Origin of the sequence: Streptomyces sp. NPDC029216 (assembly GCF_040648015.1) — a bacterium.
Lineage (GTDB): Bacteria > Actinomycetota > Actinomycetes > Streptomycetales > Streptomycetaceae > Streptomyces.
Genome location: NZ_JBEZWL010000011.1, coordinates 78,469 through 102,037, shown reverse-complemented (window position 1 = coordinate 102,037; position 23,569 = coordinate 78,469). Strand labels below are relative to the sequence as shown.

At 70.1% G+C, this 23,569-nt stretch carries 21 protein-coding genes and 1 riboswitch; of the genes, 2 read left to right on the top strand and 19 right to left on the bottom strand.

What is annotated here, in order from left to right:
• Nucleotides 1–66: 66 nt before the first annotated feature.
• The 13 genes from AB0F18_RS07205 to AB0F18_RS07145 form a co-directional block, all read right to left on the bottom strand.
• Nucleotides 67–306: a hypothetical protein gene (locus AB0F18_RS07205; RefSeq protein ID WP_362055863.1), complete on the bottom strand. Its 240-nt coding sequence runs from the start codon at nucleotides 304–306 to the stop codon at nucleotides 67–69.
• Between the two features lie 438 nt (nucleotides 307–744).
• The gene (locus tag AB0F18_RS07200; RefSeq protein ID WP_362055886.1) at nucleotides 745–1,344 is read right to left on the bottom strand and encodes a thymidine kinase; all 600 of its coding nucleotides are present in this window, start codon (nucleotides 1,342–1,344) and stop codon (nucleotides 745–747) included.
• 142 nt (nucleotides 1,345–1,486) lie between these two features.
• Nucleotides 1,487–2,275, bottom strand: a complete 789-nt coding sequence (locus AB0F18_RS07195; protein ID WP_362055861.1) for a methyltransferase domain-containing protein — start codon at nucleotides 2,273–2,275, stop codon at nucleotides 1,487–1,489.
• Nucleotides 2,272–3,234, bottom strand: a complete 963-nt coding sequence (locus AB0F18_RS07190; RefSeq protein WP_362055859.1) for a cysteine synthase family protein — start codon at nucleotides 3,232–3,234, stop codon at nucleotides 2,272–2,274. Before AB0F18_RS07190 ends, AB0F18_RS07195 begins: the two co-directional genes overlap by 4 nt.
• A gap of 5 nt (nucleotides 3,235–3,239) precedes the next feature.
• A complete protein-coding gene (locus AB0F18_RS07185; protein WP_362055857.1) occupies nucleotides 3,240–4,247 on the bottom strand; it encodes a serine O-acetyltransferase in 1,008 nt (335 codons plus the stop codon).
• 40 nt (nucleotides 4,248–4,287) lie between these two features.
• Nucleotides 4,288–5,595, bottom strand: coding sequence for a peptide ligase PGM1-related protein (locus AB0F18_RS07180; protein ID WP_362055855.1), 1,308 nt, complete (start codon nucleotides 5,593–5,595; stop codon nucleotides 4,288–4,290).
• Nucleotides 5,592–6,908 (bottom strand): ATP-grasp domain-containing protein, encoded by a 1,317-nt coding sequence (locus tag AB0F18_RS07175; protein ID WP_362055853.1) that lies wholly within the window; start codon nucleotides 6,906–6,908, stop codon nucleotides 5,592–5,594. The genes AB0F18_RS07180 and AB0F18_RS07175 overlap by 4 nt, the downstream gene beginning before the upstream one ends.
• Before the next feature lie 12 nt (nucleotides 6,909–6,920).
• Nucleotides 6,921–8,186: an arginine deiminase family protein gene (locus AB0F18_RS07170; RefSeq protein WP_362055851.1), complete on the bottom strand. Its 1,266-nt coding sequence runs from the start codon at nucleotides 8,184–8,186 to the stop codon at nucleotides 6,921–6,923.
• Between the two features lies 1 nt (nucleotide 8,187).
• Nucleotides 8,188–9,489, bottom strand: a complete 1,302-nt coding sequence (locus tag AB0F18_RS07165) for an MFS transporter (protein ID WP_362055849.1) — start codon at nucleotides 9,487–9,489, stop codon at nucleotides 8,188–8,190.
• Nucleotides 9,490–9,583: 94 nt separating this feature from the next.
• Nucleotides 9,584–10,744: a cytochrome P450 gene (locus AB0F18_RS07160; RefSeq protein WP_362055847.1), complete on the bottom strand. Its 1,161-nt coding sequence runs from the start codon at nucleotides 10,742–10,744 to the stop codon at nucleotides 9,584–9,586.
• Nucleotides 10,745–11,459: 715 nt separating this feature from the next.
• A complete protein-coding gene (locus tag AB0F18_RS07155) occupies nucleotides 11,460–12,176 on the bottom strand; it encodes a hypothetical protein (RefSeq protein WP_362055845.1) in 717 nt (238 codons plus the stop codon).
• 199 nt (nucleotides 12,177–12,375) lie between these two features.
• Nucleotides 12,376–12,975, bottom strand: coding sequence for a thymidine kinase (locus AB0F18_RS07150; protein WP_362055843.1), 600 nt, complete (start codon nucleotides 12,973–12,975; stop codon nucleotides 12,376–12,378).
• 147 nt (nucleotides 12,976–13,122) lie between these two features.
• Nucleotides 13,123–14,358 (bottom strand): plasmid pRiA4b ORF-3 family protein, encoded by a 1,236-nt coding sequence (locus AB0F18_RS07145; protein WP_362055841.1) that lies wholly within the window; start codon nucleotides 14,356–14,358, stop codon nucleotides 13,123–13,125.
• Between the two features lie 76 nt (nucleotides 14,359–14,434).
• On the opposite strand from AB0F18_RS07145, the gene AB0F18_RS07140 reads away from it, so the two are divergent.
• Nucleotides 14,435–15,565: a hypothetical protein gene (locus AB0F18_RS07140; RefSeq protein ID WP_362055839.1), complete on the top strand. Its 1,131-nt coding sequence runs from the start codon at nucleotides 14,435–14,437 to the stop codon at nucleotides 15,563–15,565.
• A 27-nt stretch (nucleotides 15,566–15,592) separates the two neighbouring features.
• Here AB0F18_RS07140 and AB0F18_RS07135 read toward each other — a convergent pair whose 3' ends face one another.
• The 4 genes from AB0F18_RS07135 to AB0F18_RS07120 form a co-directional block, all read right to left on the bottom strand.
• Nucleotides 15,593–16,243 carry a thymidine kinase gene (locus AB0F18_RS07135; protein WP_362055837.1) on the bottom strand — a complete coding sequence of 217 codons (651 nt, stop codon included), beginning with the start codon at nucleotides 16,241–16,243 and terminating at the stop codon, nucleotides 15,593–15,595.
• A 66-nt stretch (nucleotides 16,244–16,309) separates the two neighbouring features.
• Complete coding sequence (locus tag AB0F18_RS07130) at nucleotides 16,310–17,515, bottom strand: nucleotide pyrophosphatase/phosphodiesterase family protein (protein ID WP_362055835.1); 1,206 nt, start codon at nucleotides 17,513–17,515, stop codon at nucleotides 16,310–16,312.
• Nucleotides 17,515–18,102 carry a DUF5998 family protein gene (locus AB0F18_RS07125; RefSeq protein WP_362055833.1) on the bottom strand — a complete coding sequence of 196 codons (588 nt, stop codon included), beginning with the start codon at nucleotides 18,100–18,102 and terminating at the stop codon, nucleotides 17,515–17,517. The genes AB0F18_RS07130 and AB0F18_RS07125 overlap by 1 nt, the downstream gene beginning before the upstream one ends.
• A 47-nt stretch (nucleotides 18,103–18,149) precedes the next feature.
• Nucleotides 18,150–20,960, bottom strand: a complete 2,811-nt coding sequence (locus tag AB0F18_RS07120) for a GNAT family N-acetyltransferase (protein ID WP_362055831.1) — start codon at nucleotides 20,958–20,960, stop codon at nucleotides 18,150–18,152.
• A gap of 212 nt (nucleotides 20,961–21,172) precedes the next feature.
• On the opposite strand from AB0F18_RS07120, the gene AB0F18_RS07115 reads away from it, so the two are divergent.
• Nucleotides 21,173–21,454, top strand: a complete 282-nt coding sequence (locus tag AB0F18_RS07115) for an HPr family phosphocarrier protein (protein ID WP_330298989.1) — start codon at nucleotides 21,173–21,175, stop codon at nucleotides 21,452–21,454.
• Between the two features lie 273 nt (nucleotides 21,455–21,727).
• Here AB0F18_RS07115 and AB0F18_RS07110 read toward each other — a convergent pair whose 3' ends face one another.
• Both AB0F18_RS07110 and AB0F18_RS07105 read right to left on the bottom strand, forming a co-directional pair.
• Complete coding sequence (locus AB0F18_RS07110) at nucleotides 21,728–22,393, bottom strand: GntR family transcriptional regulator (protein WP_362055829.1); 666 nt, start codon at nucleotides 22,391–22,393, stop codon at nucleotides 21,728–21,730.
• 175 nt (nucleotides 22,394–22,568) lie between these two features.
• Nucleotides 22,569–23,375: a M23 family metallopeptidase gene (locus AB0F18_RS07105; RefSeq protein ID WP_362055827.1), complete on the bottom strand. Its 807-nt coding sequence runs from the start codon at nucleotides 23,373–23,375 to the stop codon at nucleotides 22,569–22,571.
• A gap of 12 nt (nucleotides 23,376–23,387) precedes the next feature.
• Nucleotides 23,388–23,547: riboswitch (cyclic di-AMP (ydaO/yuaA leader) on the bottom strand.
• Nucleotides 23,548–23,569 lie beyond the last annotated feature (22 nt).

Sequence of the window (23,569 nt, the reverse complement as noted above, 5' to 3'; positions counted from 1 at the left end):
TCCCGGCGGGCATCCCCGCCCCGTCAGGCCGTCGTGAGTTACGGAAGTCCGGACGGCCCCCGGCGGTCAGCCGCCGCAGCCGATGGGGACGGGGTCGGACTCGGGTGGATCCTGGTACGCCCGGCAGTCGCAGCCCTCGGCCCGGCACAAGGTACCGGGGCCGGTGTGCACGCCGCGTGCGTGCGTGCAGTGGTGACAGGTGACGGTGCCACCGCCGTCGGTGAGCAGGTCGATCGTGAGTCCGATCGCGAACAGGGCCAGCGGGGTGAGCGCGAAGGCCGCGAGTATCCAGTTGTCTCGGGTCATCGGCTCATCCGCCACATCCGCCGCATCCGCCGCAGGCCCCGTAGGGTTCCCGCTCGCGCTCCCACCAGGACGCACAGCGGCATGTCCCGAACGGCGACCGGCACGTGCCGCAGGGCGGCTCGGCGGGCTCCTCCGGCTCGGGGGCCGGGGGCTGGACGGGCATGCCGCTCCACGCCCGGCTCTTCCGGCATGCGCAGAGCAGGCTGCCGTGGCACTTGCCACCGCGAATGTAGGAGTGGACATCACGTTGGTGCCCGCACAACGGGCAGCCGTGTTCCGTCAATTCGGGCATGGGAGCGACCTCTCCGAAGAGCGCGGGCTGCAAGGTCGGTGCTGCGCAGGAAGACGCACACGGTCCAGAGTGCCCGATGGCGCCCGGCGCGGGGCAGGATCCGGCCTACGGGCGACCATGAGACTGCCCGTGGCCCGCTTCGGCGGTCAGGCGGAGTTGACGGGGAGGACGTCCGGGGAGAGGGCGCCCGCGTGTGCGGAGGCGGAGGTGAGGCGGCGGCGGTGGTGGCGGCGGCACAGGACCTCGTAACCGATCTCCTCCGCCGGGCGGTTGACGTCGCCGACCACCACCTGGGCGCCCTCGACCACCATGACCCCGCCGACCGTACGGGCGTTGTGCGTGGCGCGGGCGCCGCACCAGCACAGGGCCTCGACCTGGAGCTGTTCGATCCGGTCGGCGAGCTCGATGAGCCGCTGGGAGCCGGGGAAGAGCTTGGTGCGGAAGTCCGTGGTGATGCCGAAGGCGAAGACGTCCATGTCGAGGTCGTCGACGATACGGGCCAGCTGGTCGATCTGCTCCGGCGCGAGGAACTGCGCCTCGTCCACGATCACGTAGTCGGCCTTGCCGCCCTTGGACAGCAGCTCCACCAGGTAGGCGTACAGGTCCATGCCCTCGCCGGCCTCGACCGCCTCGGTCACCAGGCCGAGCCGGGAGGAGATCTTGCCCTCGCCCGCCCGGTCGTCGCGCGTGAAGATCACGCCCTGGAGCCCGCGGGCGGAGCGGTTGTGGCCGATCTGGAGAGCCAGGGTCCTTTTGCTCGGGCATTCGCCATGTGCGGGTAGCGCATCAGCGTGTCACTGCGCGTATTGAGGATCCCTCGCTACCTGTCGGAAGCCAACCACTTTCGAACCCTTGCCAGTCGTCCCGGCCGAAGGCGGCATCCCCGGCTCAGGAACGCTTCGTGGCCGTGAAGAGGTACCGATTCAGACTGAAGAAATAGTCGTGCCCGAGTCCACGCAGGTCGTCAGACCAGGTGGCGATCTCGTCATCGGTCAGTCCGCTGCGTCCGACGACGTACGAGGCGACGATGTCGATGAGGCCGGCGCTGTACGTGTCGTGCCGGTAGCCGACGTTGAGCAGCGGTATGACGAGCGGTGGCGATGTCTCAAAGCCGGCCCGGCGCAAAGCCGGGAGAAGGGTGCGGGGGAGGTGCGGATCGGCGAGATGCCGATCCCATGCGGCGAGCATCCGGGTCATCCGTGGCCGGTCGGTGCAGTGCCACACGAGGGAGTCCCAGTCGGTGTCCAGCACCGCGAGCCGCCCGCCCGGGACGAGCACCCGGTGGATCTCGGCGAGCGCGCCTGCCACGTCCACGACGTATTCCAGGACCTGAGTCGACACTGCCACGTCGACACTCGCATCGGCGCACGGCAAGTGGTCCGCCGCCGCGGGTCGCAGGTCGATCTCGGCTCCGCCCGGCACGACAGCCCGGGATCGAGCCAGCGCCAGCATGCTTTCGCTCACGTCGACGCCGATGACGTGACCGGGTGGGCCGACGGCCGCGGCCATCTCCGCGGCCAGCAGACCCGGTCCGCAGCCGATGTCGAGCACCCGCTCGCCGGGCCGCAGCGCGAGGGTGTCGAGGACGGTGCGGCGCTGCGCGACAACGTCCGGTGTGCGGTAGGTCCGCTCGATCCTGCGTGCCGCTTCCGCGTTGAAGGTGAGCATGTCGGTCATGATGTGCTCCTCGGGTGAGTGGGCTCGCCGGGCTCTTCGAGCTCGGTGAGATAGTCCTGGGCAGAGTCGTAGGCAAAGGTCACGATCCGTGTGCCGGGACGGCAGGTCCGCGCACAGGCGAGTGCGGCGACGACGTTGGCCGCGGAGGACAGACCGACTGCAAGGCCTTCGACCCGCATCAGCGTCCGCATCATCGTCGCGGCCTCGTCCTCGGTGACGACGATCTCCTCGTCGATGAGCGCGACGTCGAGGTTGGCGGGCACCAGTCCGACGGCCAGACCTTGCAATCGGTGCGTGGTGAACCTGCTCTGTGTGTAGGAGCATCCTGGAGGCACGACCGCGACGATCCGCAGATCCGGTCGGTGCCGACGCAGAGTCCGGCCGATTCCGGTGAGATGCCCACCGGTCCCGACACCGGCGATCATCACGTCCGGCAGCTCGCCGGAGAACGCCTCCACCAGCTCGACAGCGGTGGTCCGGTCGTGCACGGCCGGGTTCGCGGGGTTGGCCTGCTGGTTGAGCAGGACCCAGTTCGGATGCTCGAATTGCAACTCCATCGCCCGCTCGCCGTGCGAGTTGCCTCCCCGACGGTGATCGGACAACACGATCTCGGCGCCGAACGCTCGAAGGAGCCGCTGCTTGGCCGGGCTGTAGTTGTCCGGGATGACGAGGACCAGACGGTATCCGAGCGATGCGGCGACCATCGCGAGCCCGATGCCGGTGTTCCCACCGGTGGGTTCGAGGATGGTCTGCCCGGAGCCGCGGACGAGGAGCCCCTCGAGCTCTGCGGCCAGCACCATGTTGAGCGCGACCCGCGCCTTGTGGCTTCCGCCCGGGTTCAGCATCTCCAGCTTCAGGTACACGGTCCGGTCCAGGCCGGCGGTCAGCCGCCGCAGTTCGAGTAGAGGCGTCCGGCCGACGAGGTCCAGCACCGACGAGGCGATCACGGGCGCGGTCATGTCCATCACCCCGCCTCGGCCTGTGACGCGGCGGGCCCGGATCCACCGTCGCGCGTTCGCCGGACACCGGCGGCGCGGGGTATCAGGACCGACGTACTGGTGCCGTCGGGCACGGTCAGTCGGACATGCGCAGGAGGCTTGCCGGTCGGTGCGTCGAGCCCGAGCAGCAGATGCCGGCTGCCGCGGTCGAGAACCGCCACCGGCGTGGCGTTCCGGCGGCCGCCGGACAGTCCCTCCACGCGGAGGCCGGGATGGGCCAGACCGCGGCCGCGCACGAGGAGGAGACCTTCGCCGATCACTTCGACGGCGGTGACGCCGATGGCGGCTGCGCCCCGGATCTCCTGATGGTGGGTCAGCACTCTCACCCGGGCGCCTGCCGGGATGTCGCACTGCACGAGGGCGTGGCAGCCGATCACGGCATCGTCACCGATCTCGACCGGGCCGAGCACGCGTGCGAACGCACCGATCTCGACTCGCGAGCCGATGGTCGGGTGCCGTCGGCCTCGCGGATTGTCCGCGATTCCCGTCGACCCCAGGACGACACCGTGCAGGACGTAGCAGTCGTCGCCCAGGCTCGCGGTCTCGCCGATGACCGTCCCCATGCCGTGGTCGACGACGAATCGCCTGCCGATCGCGGCCGCCGGGTGGATCTCGACGCCCGTCTCCACCGTGGCCCGCTCGGCGATGGAGCGCGCGAGCATCCGCAGGTGACTACCGTCGGCATCGGAGCGCAGGGGCGTGCCGAGGAGCGAATGCGCCAGTCGATGGCTCAGCACTGCCCGGAAGCATCGGTAGGAACCCACGACCTCACGCCATGAGCCGTGGGCCGCGGGATCCCGCTGCACGAAGGCGAGCAAGTCGCCGTCCACCAAGTCGATGAGCTCCGGTGAGCACGGATTCCACGCCCCGAGTACGGAGCTGATCTGGCGCATCCGCGGACGCGCGACGTCCCGCAGCACGGCAGCCAGCACCGCGTGCCGTGCCCGGGCTTCCGCATCGTCCACGGCGGTCATGTGGTGAAGCCGGGTCGCGTCGGCCACGCCCGGCGAACGGCTACGCATCATCGAACAGCCTCTCCAGTTCGCGTTGGTATGCCGCTTCCTCCTCCGGATCGCCGCAGACGATCACGTAGAGGAACCCGCCCTTCCCGGATACCTGCGAGACGGGCATCGTCATGAGGACGCCGCGCCGTCGATCACGGTCGAACAGGAGGCCGGCATCGGCCACGGTCTCGAGGAAGCCCGAAGTGGAAATCGGCTTCCAGGTCGCGGGGGTGAGCCGCTGGCTGAGCATCGTCATCTCGTCGGGCGTCAGGCCCGCCATGGCCTCGTAGAGGTGAGTGGACGTCGTCGTCCGGGCGTTGACCTCGGTGAAGGCGATCCGCCCGTCCCCGGTGGCCACCGCGTCGGCGCAGAGCTGCCCTCGGTATCCGATGCCGTGGTAGGCACGGGCAAGGGTCTCGGCCCCGGAGACCAGCTCCAGATGTTGTGACTCGGTCAGCGAGCGCGCCGGGAACGTCTCGAAGGCAAGCCTCCGGTCGATGAAGGACAGGCGGCCGACGCCCCCCAGCTTGATGCCTGCATCGGTCACGGCGTACTCGGCGTAGTAGCTGGCGGTGGCATCGAGCAGCTGCTCGACCACGACGGCGTACCTGCCGTCCGCGGATGCCCAGTCCCACCGCTCGCACCAGTACCGCGACACGGCGTCCTGCCGGCCGTCCAGCTCGTGCACGGTCCGGCCGCCGACGTGACGGGGTGCGTGCCTGCCCGGCCGCAGGACCATCTCGTTGCCGGCCCCGGCCCCGTGGTGCGCCATCTTCACCATCACGTCGTGGCCCGCGTCCAGCAGCCACTGGGTCGCCGCGGTCGCCTCGAGGGGGCTGCGGCATACCGACCCCGCCGCGATGCGCACGCCGCCGGCCGCGGCCAGGGCTCGGAACGTCGCCTTGCTGTTGGCCAGCTCACCGCCGCCCTGGGCGATGAAGTCGGCTCCCGGCAGGCCGTCCCGGATGCCGAGCCGTGATGCGAACTCGCTCAACTGGGCGGACGGGAACAGGCTGAACACCTCGGTGGCGTAAGCGACGTCCCGGGCGATCGAGTCGAGGAACCGCCGGTCGAACAGCGCGAGGAAGTCGATCCGTCGCCTTCCGTGCGGGCCCTCGGGACACAGACGGACGTCCACCCGGGACATGTCTACGCCTTTGGCCCTGCCGACGTGCTGGACGAAGGCCGGATCCGGCGTGTCGGAGACGAGGACGAGATCGCCTTCCTCCGCGAACCAGAACACGCGTTGCGCCCAGGCTCGGGGGTCCGGTCGGAGGAAGAGGGTGTCGTCGATGTCGTTCGCAATCAAGAGTTTCATCGCATTCCCATCGCCGGTGCTCGGTGGGTGAGGCGGAGTGGCGCACCGACCGACGCGACCTCGTTCCCGGGCCGGATTGCGGCGCGGCCGCGCTCGTCGTGGATAGCTCGCACCCGGGCCACGACCTCGGTCATAACGTGCCGGCACTCGGCTTCGTCCGCCGCGGCAACGGTCGCGTACCCGATCCCGGCGGACGAGGTCTCGGACATGTCCCGCATCGGCACGCCCAGGGGGACGAGAACGACGCCGTCGACACCCGGGATGGCCTTGATGTCGGCCTCGTGCACGGTGTTCGGGAGCCCGGCCACCGAGGGCAGGTGGACCCATCCGTGGACCTTGTCCGGCGAGGCCGTGAGCGTTTCCACCTCGTCTCCGGTGAACAGCTGCGTGGCGGCGGCGAACAGGTCGAGGCCGATCGTCTTCTCAGCCACCGTCCACAGCCCGCTGCCGCCGGGCCGGCAGGCGAGTTCGTTGGCGACGAACCCGTCCGGGTGGCCGAACGCCTCGAAATGGAAGACGCCGGTCTCCAGTCCGAGCGCCTTGAGCGCGCGCGTCGCGAACTCGTTCGCGGCGGCGTACGCGCCGGGATGCCTGGCGGGAGGCAGGCCCATCGACCGGGTCGGCTCGCCCCGCTTGGTACACAGCAGTGGTTCGCCGTACCGGGAGACCATCAACCTGCCGATCGATCCGTTCTGGACGGTGCCGTCGAAGTGCCATTCAGGGCCGTCGATGAACTCCTCCACGAGAACCCTGCGCAGCTGAGGGTCCTGCCGCGCGACCCGCACGATGTCGTGGGGGGTCTCCGCGACGGACACCGACTCCGAGCCGCCAGCGGCCGGGGGCTTGACGACGACCGGGAACTCGATGCCGGCCGCGGCCAGCAGCGTGTTCACGGCGTCGACGGACTGCGCCGCCGCCTCCGGCAGGACCACGGACTTCGCCGTCGGTACGCCTGCCTCGCGCCACTTGCTCTTCTGCAGGGCCTTGTCCCGGCAGGCCAGTGCGACGTCGGGGTCCAGGGCAATGGCCCCCAGCTGCTTGCCGAGGATGGCGGAACCGACGACGCCGTACTCGTTGGTCGTCAGCACCGCGTCCACCTTCGGTATCGGTCCCAGGTGGTGCAGGGCCGACCACAGAGCTTCCACATGGCGGTAGGAATCGACCGCGCACGCGCGGGTCGCGAGTCCCCTGAGACCTGGGGTGCGGTACATCCGGTCCCCGTCCGCCGCCTCGTACAGGACCGTGATCTCGTGGCCGCCGCGGTGGAGCCCGCGGATCGCCTTGGGATGTGCGCCTATGTGCAGAACGTGCATGATCTTCCTCCGTCAAGAGTGGGTGATCGGGCCGCGGGGAATTCCGAAGCCCGGGTCGGTGCCGGGTCCGCGCCTCCGGGTGCGATCCGGAACGGTGAAGTACTCCTGGCACTCACCGGTCCGGCGGATGTCCCAGGTGGCGCAGTGCAGCGAGCCGCCGAACTCGTAGACGTTGCGGAACGGGACCGTGAGGACCTCGAACCCCAGCCCGCGCAGCAGCTCGTGCAGGTTCTTCTCGCTCGCTTCGCAGATGACCACGCCCGGAGCGACGCTCAGCAGGTTCATCGACAGCCATTTGGAGGACTGGCAGTAGCGGGGCATCTCGTCATTGCCGTACGCCGGCGTCGGCGCGTCGACGAGTCTCCATCCATTGCGTACGAAGAACTCCCGCTCATCGGCCTTGAGCGGCCGGTCCGGGTTCGTGAGCACCAGCCCTGGTCGCAGCGGGACGAACGTGCAGTCGATGTGGGAGGGGAAGAAATCGAGCGGGAAATGCAGGGCATGGACGCGGAGGCCACGGGGTTCGAGTTCTCTGCGCAGCCAGCGGATACCCATCCGGTTGGTCGTCATGGATTCCTGGACGAAGATGTCGCGGCCCGCCCTGGTGATGTCAGCCGCATCGAAGATCACTTCGTCCTGCGTGACGCAGAACTCGAAGTCGTGCATCCTCGCGTGCCGCTCATCCAGGGTCAGCCCCCAGAATTCCGGGCGGTACATCGTGTCGCTCATGGAAGGCTTCGGCGCCGCGGTCCACACCACGCGCTCGTCGGCGGTCCAGTATCGGTAGACGAGGCTCCGGTACGGCAGGTACTCGAAGAACCTGGCTCTCCGCGACATCGTGGCCTCGATGATCTGGTTTCCCACCGTGATGAGGACGTCGCGCGGACAGACGGAGCAGTACTGGTTCGCGACCTCGAAGGACGGCGTCTTCACGGCTGTCGTGAAATCAGCGGCGTCGGGACGGCGAACCGTCACCCCGAGCGTGCGCAGGAGCTCGGCAAGCCCTTCGAGCTCCTCGTTCGCGCGGGCCACCACGGCGGGCGACTTCGGCCCGGTGGGAAAGCTCCGACCGGTGGGGGTCCCGCGGAGTTGGGGGCGGTACCCGGATTCGGTCGGTTCGAAGCAGGCTCCGTCCGCGCGGCCGACGAGGATCTCCTCGAGCGGGTCCCATTCGTTCCACGAATTGACGATCGGGCCGGCGGGCGCGCCTGGCCGGGTCACCCTCGACACGTCGGCGTCGATGTCCGCCTGCTGCTGCGAAAAGATCTCCAGAGTCATGTCAATCCCTCTCCGAGTCGGTAAGTGCCTTGATTTCAGACGGCTTCCTGGCGCCTTCCTCGGTGGTCGCCCGGTCCGAGGACTCGGATTCCCACCGGGTGAACTTCGGCAGGGCAACGGCCAGCAACGCCGCCACGAGAACGGATGTCGCGCCGCCGATGACGGCGGACAGGCCGGGTGAGGTGATCGCGCCGAGCGCGCCGGCACGCATTCCGCCGAGCTGTGGGCCTCCGGCGCCCACGACGAACTCGACCGCGCTCACCCTGCTCCGGTAGTTGTCGTCCACCGTGGTCTGGACGATCGTCGTGAGGAAGACGACGCTGATGACGTCCGCCGTACCCGCGACGACCAGGAGCCCGATCGCGAGTGCCGGAACCTGGACCAGCCCGAAGATCGCGATGCAGGTCCCCCATGCGCCGCCCGCAAGGAGCATGCCCCGGCCCTTGTGGGCGACTCGACCCGCCCGCCCGGAGCACAGCGATCCCAGGACGCCTCCGACGGCCGGCGCCGCCATCAGCAAGCCGAGCGTCTCGGCATTGCCCCCCAGATTCAGATCGTTGATCGCCGGAAGCAGCGGGGTCGGGGTCGCGAGGAGCGTCAGGCTGAGATCTGCGAGGAACGCGCCCTTGAGGACGTCGTTCGCGCGGACATAGCGCAGGGCGGCGACGATCGCCTTGGCACCGGGGCGGGCGATCGATCCTTGAGGCGGCATGGCCGGGAGTTTCGCGACGACGTAGATCGCGGCGATGAAACTGAGAGCGTCCACGGCGTAACAGGCCTGCAGCCCCCAGACGCCGGCGACAGCACCGGCGAGGATCGGGCCTGCGATCCCGGCGAAATGCATGGTGAGCATCGTGAGGGCGGCGCCTGCCGGGATCTGGTCCTTGGGCAGCAGGTGCGCCATGAAGGTCCGTTTGGCCGGGACGCTGATGGCTCCGAGGGTCGACTGGGCGATGCAGAGGAGATACAGCAGCCAGAGCCGGTCGTTTCCGGCGACGGCCTGCACGGCGAATGCCAGTGACACAGCCACCTGGCCGCTGCCGGCGAGAAGGACGATCTTCCTGCGGTCGTACGTGTCGCCCAGCGTGCCTCCGACGAGCGCTATGGACAGCGTGGGAATCACGGTGCACAAACCGATGACGCCGACCGCCAGAGTGCTCTTCGTGAGCAGATAGACCTGGAGCGCCACGGCGAATACGGTCATCTGTCCGCCAACGCCGGAAACGGATTGCCCGATCCAGAGCAGGCGGAATGCCGGCGAATGCCGCAGTGGCGTCACGTCGAGCATCAGCTTGCCGGCCATGTCGTCCGGATCCTTCCTCGCTTGTGAATATCGGTCGGTTCGTATCGAGCAGACGCAATGCGTTCTCGCCATCAGGCATTGCGCCTGCCTGATATCAGCAGAGAAATCTCACGGGCAGCGCTTCCAGATTGCGGAGCGTCGCGGAGCGCATGTATCTGGGCTCGCCTGCCAAGGTCAATGCCGACGGCCGCTCGTTCAGGAAGTCGATGAGCTCGTCCAGCCAGTCCGTTGCGAGTTGCGCGCCGGCACAGACGTGCGGACCCCATCCGAATCCCAGATGCTGGTTGGGCGAACGGTCGAGAATGAGCTCATCCGGCCGGTCGAAGTACTCCGGATCCCGGTTGGCGGCGGCGAAAAGGGTCACGACGGCCTCACCCCGCTCGATCGTGGTGTCGCCGATCCTCGTGCGCTCGGTGGCCACCCGGCTCGTGCCCTGGGCCGGGCTGCAGAAGCGGATTAGCTCCGCCACCCCCGTGGCCATCAGGATGCGCTCGCGCAGCTGATCGAGCACGTGTGGATGCTGCAGCAGAGTCAGGACGACGGCTCCGGTCGAGGCATAGACCGTGCTGTAACTGGCGTTGAAGACCGCACTCACGGTGTTCCGGACGTATGCGTCCGGCATCGCCTTCGTGTGTGGACTCTCCCGCAGGGTCGCGATCATTCCCGGAAGCCGGGTCTGCTCGAACCACGCCTTCATCATCGCGTGGAGTTCGAGACCCACTTCCTCCCCGGGCTCGGCATGGCTCGGGTCGAGCCCGCTGTCCATCCGCCGGGTCAGCCCTTCGAAGATCCTCACGTAGGTGTCCAGCTCCGGCGGTTCCACGCCGACCAGGTCACAGGTGATCTGCAGCGCCAGTGGGGCAGCCACCTCGCTCATGAGGTCGAACTCCTCGCGACCGCCGAGCCGTTCGAAATGTGCCTCGAGATCGGGCCGGGCGCGTCGGCAGATGTCCCTCGTGTCAGGTGTCCGCATGGCGCTGACGACGAGAGCACGCAGCTTCGCCTGCTCCGGCGGGTCCTGGTACTGGATGTTCAGCCGCTCATCGGGAACGTCGGCGCCGAGTCGGCGCAAGTCCCGAGCCCACAACGCGTGGTTGCGCAGAACGTCTCGACAGTCGAAGTATCGAGTGAGCACCCAGGACTGCATCTGCTCGTGCCAGAACACCGGCGCATGGGTGCGCAACTCGGCATAGACCGGATACGGGTCGACGATCGTAGACCAGTCCAAAGGGTTGTAGCTGATGGATGTCGTCATTGGCCTTCGTCCTGTTCTCGGTCTCGGTCTCGGTTTCGGTCTCGTGTCTCGGTCTCGTGTCTCGGTCTCGGCGGATCATGTGTGAAGTGAAGTGAGGTCGGGCCCGGCGCCTCCGGGCCCGACCTGCTTGAGCTAAAGACAGTGGTCATACCGCATGGCGACCCCTCCTTCCGTGTGGGAAAAATCGGCCGCGGACTCGGCGGCCGGGGGCACAAAAGGTCCCGGCGCTAGCGTGCGCGACAGGCGACGGACGGAATCGTCTTGGTGTGTACCGTCGACGATGCGAAGGCCGTGACCGGGACCAGCGAGACGACGCCGGCCAGAGCCAGGGTGGCCGTGGCCGCCGACAGGCGACGCGTCCAGAAATGCCCATTCATCGAATCCTCCCTCAATTTTTGCGGGGTTTTATTTTTTGCCCCGCGGAAACGAGGTAAAAGCTCGGCCCCATATTTCAATATGGGTAGGAGTTGGGGTGAGGCCGTGCTTCAAATAAACCCGACCGGGCAAGACTCGTCATGCCACTGGAGAACGTGACTTGACGTCCTTACGCAATCTCGGTAAGGGCCACGCCGACCGCGGCATGACGGGAACTGAAAGTGACCGGCGTGCCACTGTCCGAGCATGGAGGCGGACGTCATGCGGTCAAGCGGGACGTGAGTGTCGCTTCGTCCCGAGGGGCGGAAGCATCAAGGGTTCGGATTCCCGTATTCGCTGCTCACTTGGCCTTCTTCGGCCAGTCGAAGCTGCTGGGCACGTCGACCTTCAGGCCTGCCGGTCCGTATACGAGCGCGATCTCGTCGTGATCCCGGAGCTCGATCGCGGCCGGGTTGCCGGGGCGCTCCTTGCCGTTCACATAGGCGTGGAATTCGTTGGCGCCGTCGGCCTTGAGCCCGCCGATGGAGTCCTGGGTGAGGGCGACGTCCCATTCGGTCATGAACTGGCCGAGGCTGAAGACGGCCTTGACGGGGGACTCGACGTGGATCACCCCGTTCGGCACGTGTGAGTGCAGCGGGCTGATCAGCTGCGTGTTCTGGTCGATGCCGATGTTCCCGGGGACGGCCACCGGTTTGCCGTTCACGATGATGTCCAGGTGGGCGTGGATGTGCTCGACCTGGCCTTCCTCTCCCAGCATCCGCAGGCCCGCTGCCGCGACCCGCGCGGCAGCATCACTCGGCGCGGCCCACGGCGGACTGGTCGTACGGCCCGAGGCGGTCTTCATCGGAGTGGCCGGTATGCCGGCCTCGGGAGCCGTGGAACGGGGCGGCCCGCCGCTTGTGGAGAGCGCAGCGATCGTGAGCCCCGCGATGACCACGGCCACCACGATGCCCACGATCAGTGCGAACCGCAGTCGGCGGCGGCGTTCGGCACGCGCCTGCTCACGCAGCGCGGCAGCTCGGGCACTGCGGCCCTGCGGCGATCTCCTGTCGGGCACGGAAGGCATGAGACGGTCACTGTTCCTCGGCAGTCGGGCGACCACACCCTGCGCACAAGCCGGACAATCGGACGAGCCCTACCTCAAGGCTACGCGTCGGCGACACTCGGCGTCGCCCCTCGATGGCAGCCTTGACTTCACACCCTCTGGCTCCGCTGCCAACGGCCCCGAGCTTCCCGGCTCGCCGCGGCAGCATGGGTCAGCCCGACGTGACCGGCAGTACGTCAGGCGACAGCGCGCCCGCGTGGGCCGCGGCGCTTGTCATGCGCTTGCGGTGGTGGCGGCGGCACAGGACCTCGTAACCGATCTCCTCCGCCGGGCGGTTCACGTCACCGACCACCACCTGGGCGCCTTCCACGACCATTTCGCCGCCCACCGTGCGGGCGTTGTGCGTGGCGCGGGCGCCGCACCAGCACAGGGCCTCGACCTGGAGCTGCTCCAGACGGTCCGCCAGCTCGATCAGCCGCTGCGAGCCCGGGAAGAGCTTCGTGCGGAAGTCCGTCGTGATGCCGAAGGCGAAGACGTCCATGTCCAGGTCGTCGACGATGCGGGCCGGCTGGTCGATCTGCTCGGGCGCGAGGAACTGGGCCTCGTCCACGATCACGTAGTCGGCCTTGCCGCCCTTGGAGAGCTGGGCGACCAAGTACGCGTACAGGTCCATGCCCTCCGGCGCCTCGACGGCCTCCGTCACCAGGCCGAGCCGAGAGGACAGCTTGCCCTCGCCCGCCCGGTCGTCCCGCGTGAAGATCACGCCCTGAAGCCCCCGCGCGTCGCGGTTGTGGGCAATCTGGAGCGCCAACGTCTTCTTACTGGGGCATCCGCCATGTCAGCTGAGCCGGGACCGCTCCCCGCAGCCCTTCGGCACCGTCCGACTCTCGGGCGCGAGAGTACGAGGGCCGCGCGCCCACACCGAGCCCGCCCAGGGGTGGCGCCCGGGATGGATGGGTTACATCTGCTGGAGTCTGTCATTGGCTTCGCCGGGGGTGAACCGGGCCGGGTCGAACCCCACCCCGGAGTCAAGGCCAAGCCACCGCACGAGGTCGTCGTGCTCCGTCCGCGTCGGATCGGCGAGAGTCCGCTTGAGGTCTTCATAGGCCCCGGCGCCTCCGCAGTCCTCAGGAGGGCAGGCGCCGGAACCGGCTATGCAGACGGGATAACTCCGGTCCGCCTCGGCTGCGATCCGGTGCTCCACCGTGACGCTGTGGTCCCAGGAGTCACCGAAGTCGTACGTGTACGCAAGGCTCCCTCCCTCCTTGAGTAGGGCGCCGAGAGTGACGCCCCGCTCGTCCCTGAAGTCGAGCTCGGTGTTGGCCTGGCCGTACTGGACGCCATCCACGGTGAAGGCGTGCATATGGCTGTTCTCCCAGCCCATGACAGCCTGGATCACAGCATGCGCTTGGTCGAGCCGGGCCGCGGCCGGCACCAGCACACGTCGCCAGACCGCCGGTTCGACAATGTCCTCCAGATCGATGCGCAGCTGGAACACCGGTTCTCCGGGGAGCGGTTCGCCGCGCATCACGGCCACGGCCCGCCTGCCCTGACCGGTCAGCTCCACGGTGTCATCGTCGCTTCGGACGGCCCCGAGGGCCGCGAGGGCGTCGAGCAACAGCCGCACGTCACGGTCGTTGCTACCGCGCCAGCCCCGCAGCCGCTCGGGCGGCACATCGTCGAGGATGTAGGGAGCGGTCACCGCCTGCCACACCGCTCTGCGCAGCGCGTCGCCGGCGACCGGGCCGCGAGCCGCGTACAGCCGATGCAGCAGCGTCCGCAGGCCAGCGGCATACTCCTGCGAGAAGACCGACTCAAGCCACCCCGAGACCAGTACGGCACTCCCGATGCGCGGTACCGCTTCGAAGAGGGCGTTCCACAGGCCGTCGGGCCGGTCGAGCAGCCGGGCGTTCTTCTTCACCGGGAGCAGACGGCCACCGGCAACCCTCAGCACTCGGGCGGCCTTAGCCCATTCCGCCAGCAGGTTGAGGTGGTACAGCTCCTCGCTGGACTTCGTCTTGAACATCCGGTCACCAATCACCGGGTCCATCTGGTCGCCGGTGCCCAGCAGCTCCACCAAGGTCCGGGCGTCCGCGAGAGTGATGCGGCCGGTCTGCGTCAATTTCCGTCCCGCGCCGATCCACCCGACCAACTCCCGCACCTGTCCCACTGTCTTGCCATGAGACTCGTCCACAACCGCTCCGTTCCGTGCCCTCGCCGCCTCGCCGAACCTACCCTCCCGCACCGCCGTCAGCCGTAGGGTGCTTCCGGTGAGCGAGTACCAGTACTACGAGTTTCAGGCCCTCGACCGGCCGCTGAGCGGCGACCAGCGGGAAGCACTGCGGGGCGTCTCCAGCCGTGCCAGGATCACCGCCACCAGCTTCACCAACGAATACCACTGGGGCGACCTGCGGGGGAATCCGCGAAACCTGGTGGAGCGGTACTTCGACGCCCATCTGTACGTCGCCAGCTGGGGCACACGCCGGCTGATGCTCCGCCTGCCCCTACAGCGCCTGGCCCTGCGCAGCGTCCAACCGTACGATCTCGGCCACCACGTCGAAACCTGGGCCACCCGGACCCACCTTCTCCTCGACCTGACCAGCGAGGACGAGGGCGGCGACTGGGTCGATGGAGCCGACGATTCCCTGGCCGCCGTCATCGGCGTACGCGAGGAACTCGCCACCGGCGATATGCGGCCTCTCTATCTGGCGTGGCTCTCCGCCCTCTCTGCCTGGGAAGCCGAGGACGACGACGAAGAGGAGTACCAGTCCGCCCTGGAGCCTCCCGTCCCCGCTGGCCTGGGCGAACTCACGGCTCCGCAAAGCGCGCTCGCGGACTTCCTGCGCGTCGACACCGACCTGCTCGCTGTCGCCGCACAGAGCAGCACCGCGGCGCCGGAACCCGCGGCCAGTCTGACGCGGAAGGAGCTCGCGCGACTCGTCTCCGCCCTCCCGGACGAGGAGAAGGACGCCCTACTGGTGCGCCTCGCCCTCGGCCCGGAACCCCACTTGCACAGCGAACTCCTGCACCGTCTGCGGGAAACTTCCGCCCAAACGACCGCACCTGGTCGCCGGACCGCCGCCCGGCTGCTGGATGCGGCGCACACCCGCCGCGCCGAGCGCCACGGGCACGCCGAACGCGACCGGTTGCGAGCCCGCGCCACGCGCCTGACCGCACTCGCCGCCGAGGCGGACGTCATCTGGAACCAGGCCGAAGCGCACATCGCCTCCAAGAAGACCAGTGCCTACGACGCGGCTGTCGCCCTCCTTCGTGACCTGCGCGATGCCTGCGCTCACGCCGGACACGGTGTCGATTTCCAGCAGCGTCTGGGGCTCCTGCGCGACACCTACCGGAGCCGGCCCGGCCTCATCCACCGTCTCGACAGTCACGGTCTCCAGTAACTCGGCCGCCGGCATGGAAAAAGACGGTCAGGCGTGGTTGACCGGGAGGACGTCCGGGGAGAGGGCGCCGGCGTGGGCCGCGGCCGAGGTCATCCGGCGGCGGTGGTGGCGGCGGCAGAGGACCTCGTAGCCGATCTCTTCCGCCGGGCGGTTCACGTCGCCGACGACGACCTGGGCACCCTCGACCACCATCTCGCCGTCTATCGTGCGGGCGTTGTGGGTGGCGCGGGCGCCGCACCAGCACAGGGCCTCCACCTGGAGCTGCTCAAGCCGGTCCGCCAGCTCGATCAGCCGCTGCGAGCCCGGGAACAGCTTCGTGCGGAAATCCGTGGTGATACCGAACGCGAAGACGTCCATGTCCAGGTCGTCCACGATGCGCGCAAGCTGGTCGATCTGCTCCGGGGCCAGGAACTGGGCCTCGTCCACGATCACGTAGTCCGCCTTGCCGCCCTTCGAGAGCTGGGAGACCAGGTACGCGTACAAGTCCATGCCCTCCGGCGCCTCGATCGCCTCCGTCACCAGACCCAGCCGGGACGACAGCTTGCCCTCGCCCGCCCGGTCGTCCCGCGTGAAGATCACGCCCTGAAGCCCCCGCGCGTCGCGGTTATGGGCAATCTGGAGCGCCAAAGTGCTCTTTCCGCAGTCCATCGTTCCGGAGAAGAACACCAGCTCGGGCATGGGGGGTACGGGACCTTTCGGGTCGTGGCGGTGGAGAAGGGAAGGGCGGGGTGGAGCGGGGACCGCTCAGGTGCGGACTTCGAGCAGCGGGACCAGCTGTTCCGCCGCCGTCATGGAGCCGTGCATGCCGGCGAGGGCCGACTCGTTGGGCTCGTTGCGGGAGGCGGTGATCGCGACGTCGGCCTGGGCGGCGGCGATCACGTCGCCTATCCGGCCGAGGACCCGCTCGTCGCACTCCCCCGGCGCCCCGAACCAGCCCAGTTCCAGGGCCTCTTCGCGGCTCGCGACCCAGAAGCGGTCGCCGAGCACCTCGCGCCACACGGTCAGGACGTCGGCCTCGGCGCCGGGCACCGCGTAGACGTGCCGGGCCCGGCCCTCGCCGCCGAGCAGGGCCACGCCCGCGCCCAGCTCCCAGTCCTCGTCGAAGTCGATGCGGGAGTCCTCGTCGAAGGGGACGTCCACCATGCCGTGGTCGGCGGTCACGTACAGCGCGGTGCGCGGCGGCAGCTGCTCGGCGAGGCGCTGTACGAGCCGGTCGACGTACATGAGCTGGCCGCGCCAGGCGTCGGAGTCCACGCCGTGCCGGTGTCCGGCCCCGTCGAGTTCGCTGTAGTACGTGTACACGAGCGAGCGCTCACCGGCCGCGAGCTGGATCGCGGCGAGGTCCATCCGCTCCTCGCCGGTCATCCGGCCGTGGAAGGTGCCGCCGCTCAGGGCGATCTGGGTGAGCGGGGTGCTCTGGAAGTTCGGCGCGGACACCTGGGCGGTGTGCACGCCGGCCGTGTCCGCGAGCTGGAAGACGGTGGGGTACGGCTGCCAGGGCTTCGGCGGGGTCCACGGGTGCCAGCGGAGCTGGTTCATCAGCTCGCCGGAGGCCGGGTTGCGCACCGCGTAGCCGGGCAGGCCGTGCCGGGCGGGCGGCAGGCCGGTGCCGACGGACGCGAGGGAGGTGGCGGTGGTCGCCGGGAAGCCCGCGGTGATCGGCCGGCCGGTGCCGCCGCGCGAGCTCGCGAGCAGGGAGGTCAGGAAGGGGGCGTACTCCGGGTGGGCCTTGATCTGCTCCCAGCCCATGCCGTCGACCAGGAAGACGCAGTTGCGGTCGGCCGGGGTCAGCTCGGCGATCCCGGCGGTGAGGCCGGGTACGCCCTGGCCGGCCGCCAGGGTCGGCAGCAGGTCCGCGAGCGAGCCGGTGCCGTAGTGCGGGACCGGGGCGCCGGCGAGGTCGAGGAGTTCCGGTTCGTCCTGCCAGTGCGGCGGCGCGGAATACGACATCAGCGGGTGGTGGCCGCGGTGGCCTCGGAGAGGGCCTGGGCGAAGAGCAGCGTCTGTCGGACCGTCTCGGGGCCGTCGCCGGCCTCGCTGACCCGGAGGCTGAGGTCGTCGGCGGTGGAGTTGCCGGTGTAGCCGTGGTCGGAGTCGCAGTTGGGGTCGCCGCAGGCGGCGGGCTCCAGGTCGATGCGCGAGACCGCACCCCAGCCGATGGTCAGGACGACCTCGCGGGGCAGCTGGCCGGGCGCGTAGGACTCCGGGTTGGCCACGACGCGGCTGAGCACCACGGAGGAGATGGAGCCGAGCTTGACCGACTCGGTGGAGGTGGTGGCGTACGGGGAGGGGGACCCGGCGTCGGCGGCCTGCTCGTCGGTGTGGCTGACGATGAACCGGGTGTCGGTGAGGACCAGCACGGTCACGTGCCGGCGTACCTCGTTGGAGTCGAAGGTGGTCTCCTGGTGGACCACGTACGACGAGACCGGCTCGCCGCCCACCGCGGCCTCCACGGCCTCGGCCACGAGGGCCGGGTAGTAGCCACTGCGCTCGATCGCCGCGCGCAGCCCCTGGGTCGTCGTACCGGATTTCGCCATGAGGTCCATCCTAAGGCCCGTACGGGGTCCCCCTACCTGCCCGTCGCTCAGTAGCTGGGCAGGGTGCGCGGGCCGAGGTCGGTCCGGGCGGGCGGGTGGGCGACACGGACGGTGGCGCTGAGGACGGTGAGGCCCTCCGTGGCGACGACGACCGGCTCCAGGGAGATTCCGGTCACTTCGGGGTGGTCGTCGACCAGCCGGGACAGCCTCAGCAGCAGTTCCTCCAGGGCGGGGGTGTCGACGGGGTCGCTGCCGCGCCAGCCGAAGAGCAGGGGCGCGGCGCGCAGGGAGCGGACCAGGCCGGCGGCGTCGCGGTCGGTGACGGGGACGAGACGGTGCGCGGTGTCGCCGAGCAGTTCGGAGGGGACCCCGGCGAGTCCGAAGGAGAGGACGGAGCCGGCGGCGGGGTCGACGACGGAGCGGACGACGGTGTCCACCCCGCGCGGGGCCATCGTCTGGACGACGGGCAGCAGCTCGGCGGGCTTGCCGAGGGCCTCGGTGAGCTCCTCGTACGCGCGCCGCAGATCGGCCTCGGTGGTGAGGTCGAGGCGTACGCCGCCCAGGTCGGCGCGGTGGCGCAGGTGCGGGGCGGTGGTCTTGAGGGCGACGGGGTAGCCGAGGACCCGGGCGGCGCGGACGGCGGCGTCGGCGCTGGGGGCGGGGAGGGTGGGCAGGACCCGGATCCCGTAGCGGCCGAGCAGCTCGCGGGCGTCGGTCTCGTCCAGGGTCAGGGCGGATCCCTCCGCGACACCGGCGAGGAGGGCGGCGAGCTGGGCGGCGGCGCCGTTCTCGTCGATGTCCTCGTACTCGGGGACGTGGCCGGCGTCGGCGTTGGCCCGGCGCCACTCGGCGTGGCGGACGGCGGCTGCGAGGGCGCGCACGGCCCGCTCGGCGGCGGGGTAGGCGGGGATCCGCCCGTCGGGGCCGGGGGTGCCGGAGGGGGTGGCGGCCGGGGTCCGGTCGCGGGGTGCGGGGGCGGCGGGCGACGGGGCGGCGGGGGTGGTGCCGGTGGCGGTGGCCCGGGCGGCGGAGAGCGCCTCGACGAGTTCGCCGAGCTCGACGTGGACGACGGCGACGGGCTTGCCGGGGACCTCGGCGACGGCCTCGCGCAGGGCCTCCGCGAGGTCGTCGGCCAGGGCCTGCTCGCCGACCCAGGGGATGGCGGTGACGACGACGGCGTCGCAGTCCTCGGAGGCCAGGGCTCCGGTCAGGGCGGTGCGGAAGTCGTCGGGGGTGGCGGCGGTCGTCAGGTCGAGCGGGGGCATCGGCCGCAGCCCCTCGGTCAGGCAGGCGTCGTAGGTGAGGACGCCGAGTGACTCGGAGTTGCCGAGGATGGCCACCCGGGGCCCGGCCGGCAGCGGCTGCCCGGCCAGCAGGAGGCCGGCGTCGACGAGCTCGGTGACGGTGTCGACCCGGATGACGCCGGCCTGCCGGAGCAGGTCGGAGACGGTGGCCTCGGGCAGCCGGGTGCCGGGGACGACGTGCCCGGCGGGGGTGTGGCGGCCGCCGAGGGCTACGACGAGGGGCTTGACGGCGGCGGTGCGGCGGGCGAGCCGGGTGAACTTGCGGGGGTTGCCGAGGGTTTCGAGGTACATCAGGGCCACGTCGGTGGCCCCGTCCTCGTACCAGTACTGGAGGATGTCGTTGCCGGAGACGTCCGCCCGGTTGCCGGCGGACACGAAGGAGGAGAGCCCCTCGCCGCGCCGCAGCAGTCCGGACAGCAGGGCGATGCCGATGGCCCCGGACTGGGTGAACAGCCCGATCCGCCCGCGGGCGGTGGCCGGGGCGGGCGCGAGGGAGGCGTTGAGCTCCACGTCGGCCGCGGTGTTGATCACCCCGAAGGCGTTGGGGCCGATGAGCCGCATCCCGTACGAACGCACCTGCCGCACCAGTTCGCGCTGCCGCTCCAGCCCCGCCGGACCGCTCTCCCCGTACCCGGCCGACAGCACCACCAGTCCCTGCACCCCGTGCTCCCCGCAGGCGGCGACGGCGTCCGGGACCCGCCCGGCCGGGACGGCGATCACGGCGAGGTCGACGGGCGCTCCGATGTCCCCCACCGCGCGGTAGGCCCGCACCCCGTCCAGCAGGTCGCCCTCGATCCCCGCCGCGCGGGCCTCGTTGACGGCGTACAGGTGCCCGCGGAAACCCCCGTCCCGCAGATTGCGCAGGGCGGCGGCGCCCACCCCGGCTCCGGAGCGGCTGACGCCGATCACCGCGACGGAGCCGGGGGCCAGCAGCCGCTGGACGGACCGGGCCTCGGCGCGCTGTTCGCGGGCGCGCTGGACGGCGAGGGACTCGGCGGTGGGTTCGAGGTCGAGAGTGAGGTGGACGGAGCCGTCCTCGAAGCTGCGCTTCTGCTGGTACCCGGCGTCCGTGAACACCTTGATCATCTTGGTGTTGGCGGGCAGCACCTCGGCCGCGAACCGGCGGATGCCCCGCTCGCGGGCCACGGCCCCGATGTGTTCGAGCAGGGCGGAGGCGACGCCGCGGCCCTGGTGGGCGTCCTGGACGAGGAAGGCCACCTCGGCCTCGTCGGCGGGGGCGGAGGCGGGGCGGCCGTCGGGGCCGATGCGGTCGAAGCGGACGGTGCCGATGAACTCGCCGCCGATGGTCATGGCGAGGCCGACGCGGTCGACGTAGTCGTGGTGCGTGAAGCGGTGCACGTCACGGTCGGAGAGGCGGGGGTAGGGGGCGAAGAAGCGGTAGTACTTCGACTCGTCCGAGACCTGCTCGTAGAAGCTGACCAGCAGCCCCGCGTCCTCGGTGGTGATGGGACGGATCCGGGCGGTGCCGCCGTCGCGCAGCACGACGTCCGCTTCCCAGTGGGCCGGGTACGAGGGGTCCGACGCGGTGGTCATGGGGCCACCCTAAGGGGAAGATCCGGCCAGGCGGCGGGATACCACCGACAGGCCGGACGGCACACACCCCGGGAATGAGGCACCGTGGGGCAAATCAGTGCAAAGCTGAGGAGGGCCGAACGGCGGCGGGTTCGGGCCGGAGGTCGGTCCGAGCATTCCGGGCGACGTGAGAGACTGGTCTAGACAACCGCGAGAACCTGAAGGGCATCACCATGGCAGAGCGCCGCGTCAACGTCGGCTGGGCCGAGGGCCTGCACGCTCGTCCCGCCTCGATCTTCGTCCGCGCGACGACCGCTTCCGGCGTCCCCGTGACCATCGCGAAGGCGGGCGGCGACCCCGTCAACGCCGCCTCGATGCTGGCGGTCCTGGGCCTGGGCGCCCAGGGTGGCGAGGAGATCGTCCTCTCGTCCGAGGCCGAGGGGGCGGAGGTTGCCCTGGACCGCCTCGCGAAGCTGGTCGCGGAGGGCCTGGAGGAACTCCCCGAGACGGTCTGACCCCTTCTCGCCCGAAGCCGCGGCCCCACCACCCCGGGGACCGCGGCTTCGGCGTTCGCCGCGCCGCTTGACCGGGGCCCTGCCGCTGCCGCGCGGGCTGGAATTTCGCTGCGCGAAATCCAGCCCCGCCGGCGTTTTTTGAGGCGGGGGGGCCCAACGGTAGCTGGGAAGAGTCTGGGGCGGAGCCCCAGGAAACGGAGAAAGGGCGGGGCGGGGATAAAGGCCGGGCCACGGAATAGGGAAATTACCCGCCCCTTTTATATGCGCCCCGCGTTAATTCCGCCCACCCCCCGTGTTTACGGCACGTTGCAAAGTCCTCACCCGAGGCCGGTACACCCCCACCACCCGCTCCGCATGCAGCGCAGCCAGCGCACGGGCCCGTTCCGCGTCCCCCCGCGCCACCGCGTCCACCAGCGCCCCGTGCTCCGCCCAGGAGTCCGCCGGCCGGGCCGGCGTCCCCACCTCGTACATCCAGGCGATCTTGTGCCGGGTCTGCGTCAGCAGCGCGATCAGTCCCGGGCTGCCGGAGGCCTGGACGAGGGTCTCGTGGAACCAGCCCGCCAGCGCCCGCAGGTCCTCCCCCTGCGCCCGCCTGGCCCGCTCCTGGCCCAGCCGCACCAGCCCCCGCAGCACCTTCAGGTGCGCATCGGTCCGACGCCGCGCCGCGCGCGAGGCGGCGAGGGGCTCCAGCAGCATCCGCAGCTCCAGCAGATCGGCGGCCTCCTGCTCGCTCGGCTCCGCCACGCACGCCCCGGCGTGCCGCCGCGTGGTGACGAACCCCTCCGACTCCAGGGTGCGCAGCGCCTCGCGCACGGGCACGCGCGAGACCCCGTACCGGCGGGCGAGGACCTCCTCCGTCAACCGGCCACCGGGCTCGAAGACGCCGGAGACGATATCGTCGCGAATGGCTGTGCACACCGCGTGCGCCGGAATACGCAAGGCCGGACCTCCGCTGGGTTTCGTTCCGATCGACCGTCCTTCAACTCGACTCTATTGCAACACGCGAAGATTTCCGAGAAAGCCCGGAAATCCGAAACGGGGAAACACGCGGAACCGGCGAAACGAAGAAGGCCCCGGCTCGGGGAGCCGGGGCCTTCTTCGAGGAAAAACGGGGTCAGATGCCGACACCGTGCTGGCGCAGGTAGGCCAGGGGGTTGATGTCCGTGCCGTAGGTGGCGCCGGTGCGGGCCTCGAAGTGCAGGTGCGGGCCGCTGGAGTTGCCTGTGGAGCCCGACAGGCCGATCTGCTGGCCCGCGGTGACGGTCTCGCCGACCGAGACGCTCAGCGAGTTCAGGTGCCCGTACTGGGTGTAGGTGCCGTCGTTGTGGCGGATCACCACGTTGTTGCCGTAGGCGCCGCCCCAGCCGGCCTCGACGATCGTGCCCGCGCCCACCGCGTGGACGACGGTGCCCTCGTCGGCGTGGAAGTCGATGCCGGTGTGGCTGCCGGAGGACCACATGCCGCCGCCCGCGCCGTACTGGGTGCTGACGTAGGAGCCGGTGATCGGGGCCACGAAGGTGTTGAGGCGCTTGCGGGCCTCTTCCTGGGCGGCCTTCTCGGCGGCCTCGCGCTCGGCCTTCTCCTTGGCCTCGGCCATGCGCTTCGCCTCGGCGGCGCGCGTCTTCGCCTCGGCCTCGGCCTGCGCCTGGGCGGCGACGGCCTCGGCGGCGCTCTGCTGGGTCTCGGCCTGGACCTCGATGTCGTCCTGGAGACCGTCGGCGACGACGACGGCGTTCAGGGCGCCGGTGTCCTCCAGGGAGGGGCCGCCGTGGGAGTCGGCGGCGAAGGCCGGAGCTGCCAGGGTGCCGACCACGCCCGTGGTGGCGAGGGCGGCTATGCCGGCGTAGCCGGCGGTCTTGCGGCTCAGACGGCTGGAACCACGGTGCTTACCAGAACCGGCGGCACGACTGCCAAACGCCATGAAGGGGGTGATCCTTTCCTTCCCTCTCGCCTACCGGGTTAGCTGACGGGTTCGGAGCAGGAAGGTCTCCTACGGCCCCCCTCTGACGAGGCGGTCCGATTCACCCCAGGGACTGATGTGGGTCCCCGGCTCCCCAGGCTCGCGCCTGACGGGGACTCGGCGATCGCTGTCCGGTGCCGCGGGTGCGGCTGGCA

Excerpts from the sequence above, each read along its gene's own strand:
- AB0F18_RS07205 (WP_362055863.1), bottom strand. The coding sequence starts at position 306 with ATGACCCGAGACAACTGGATACTCGCGGCCTTCGCGCTCACCCCGCTG.
- AB0F18_RS07195 (WP_362055861.1), bottom strand. The coding sequence starts at position 2,275 with ATGACCGACATGCTCACCTTCAACGCGGAAGCGGCACGCAGGATCGAG.
- AB0F18_RS07190 (WP_362055859.1), bottom strand. The coding sequence starts at position 3,234 with ATGACCGCGCCCGTGATCGCCTCGTCGGTGCTGGACCTCGTCGGCCGG.
- AB0F18_RS07185 (WP_362055857.1), bottom strand. The coding sequence starts at position 4,247 with ATGACCGCCGTGGACGATGCGGAAGCCCGGGCACGGCACGCGGTGCTG.
- AB0F18_RS07180 (WP_362055855.1), bottom strand. The coding sequence starts at position 5,595 with ATGAAACTCTTGATTGCGAACGACATCGACGACACCCTCTTCCTCCGA.
- AB0F18_RS07175 (WP_362055853.1), bottom strand. The coding sequence starts at position 6,908 with ATGCACGTTCTGCACATAGGCGCACATCCCAAGGCGATCCGCGGGCTC.
- AB0F18_RS07170 (WP_362055851.1), bottom strand. The coding sequence starts at position 8,186 with ATGACTCTGGAGATCTTTTCGCAGCAGCAGGCGGACATCGACGCCGAC.
- AB0F18_RS07165 (WP_362055849.1), bottom strand. The coding sequence starts at position 9,489 with ATGGCCGGCAAGCTGATGCTCGACGTGACGCCACTGCGGCATTCGCCG.
- AB0F18_RS07160 (WP_362055847.1), bottom strand. The coding sequence starts at position 10,744 with ATGACGACATCCATCAGCTACAACCCTTTGGACTGGTCTACGATCGTC.
- AB0F18_RS07135 (WP_362055837.1), bottom strand. The coding sequence starts at position 16,243 with ATGCCCGAGCTGGTGTTCTTCTCCGGAACGATGGACTGCGGAAAGAGC.
- AB0F18_RS07130 (WP_362055835.1), bottom strand. The coding sequence starts at position 17,515 with ATGTCGTATTCCGCGCCGCCGCACTGGCAGGACGAACCGGAACTCCTC.
- AB0F18_RS07125 (WP_362055833.1), bottom strand. The coding sequence starts at position 18,102 with ATGGCGAAATCCGGTACGACGACCCAGGGGCTGCGCGCGGCGATCGAG.
- AB0F18_RS07120 (WP_362055831.1), bottom strand. The coding sequence starts at position 20,960 with ATGACCACCGCGTCGGACCCCTCGTACCCGGCCCACTGGGAAGCGGAC.
- AB0F18_RS07115 (WP_330298989.1), top strand. The coding sequence starts at position 21,173 with ATGGCAGAGCGCCGCGTCAACGTCGGCTGGGCCGAGGGCCTGCACGCT.
- AB0F18_RS07105 (WP_362055827.1), bottom strand. The coding sequence starts at position 23,375 with ATGGCGTTTGGCAGTCGTGCCGCCGGTTCTGGTAAGCACCGTGGTTCC.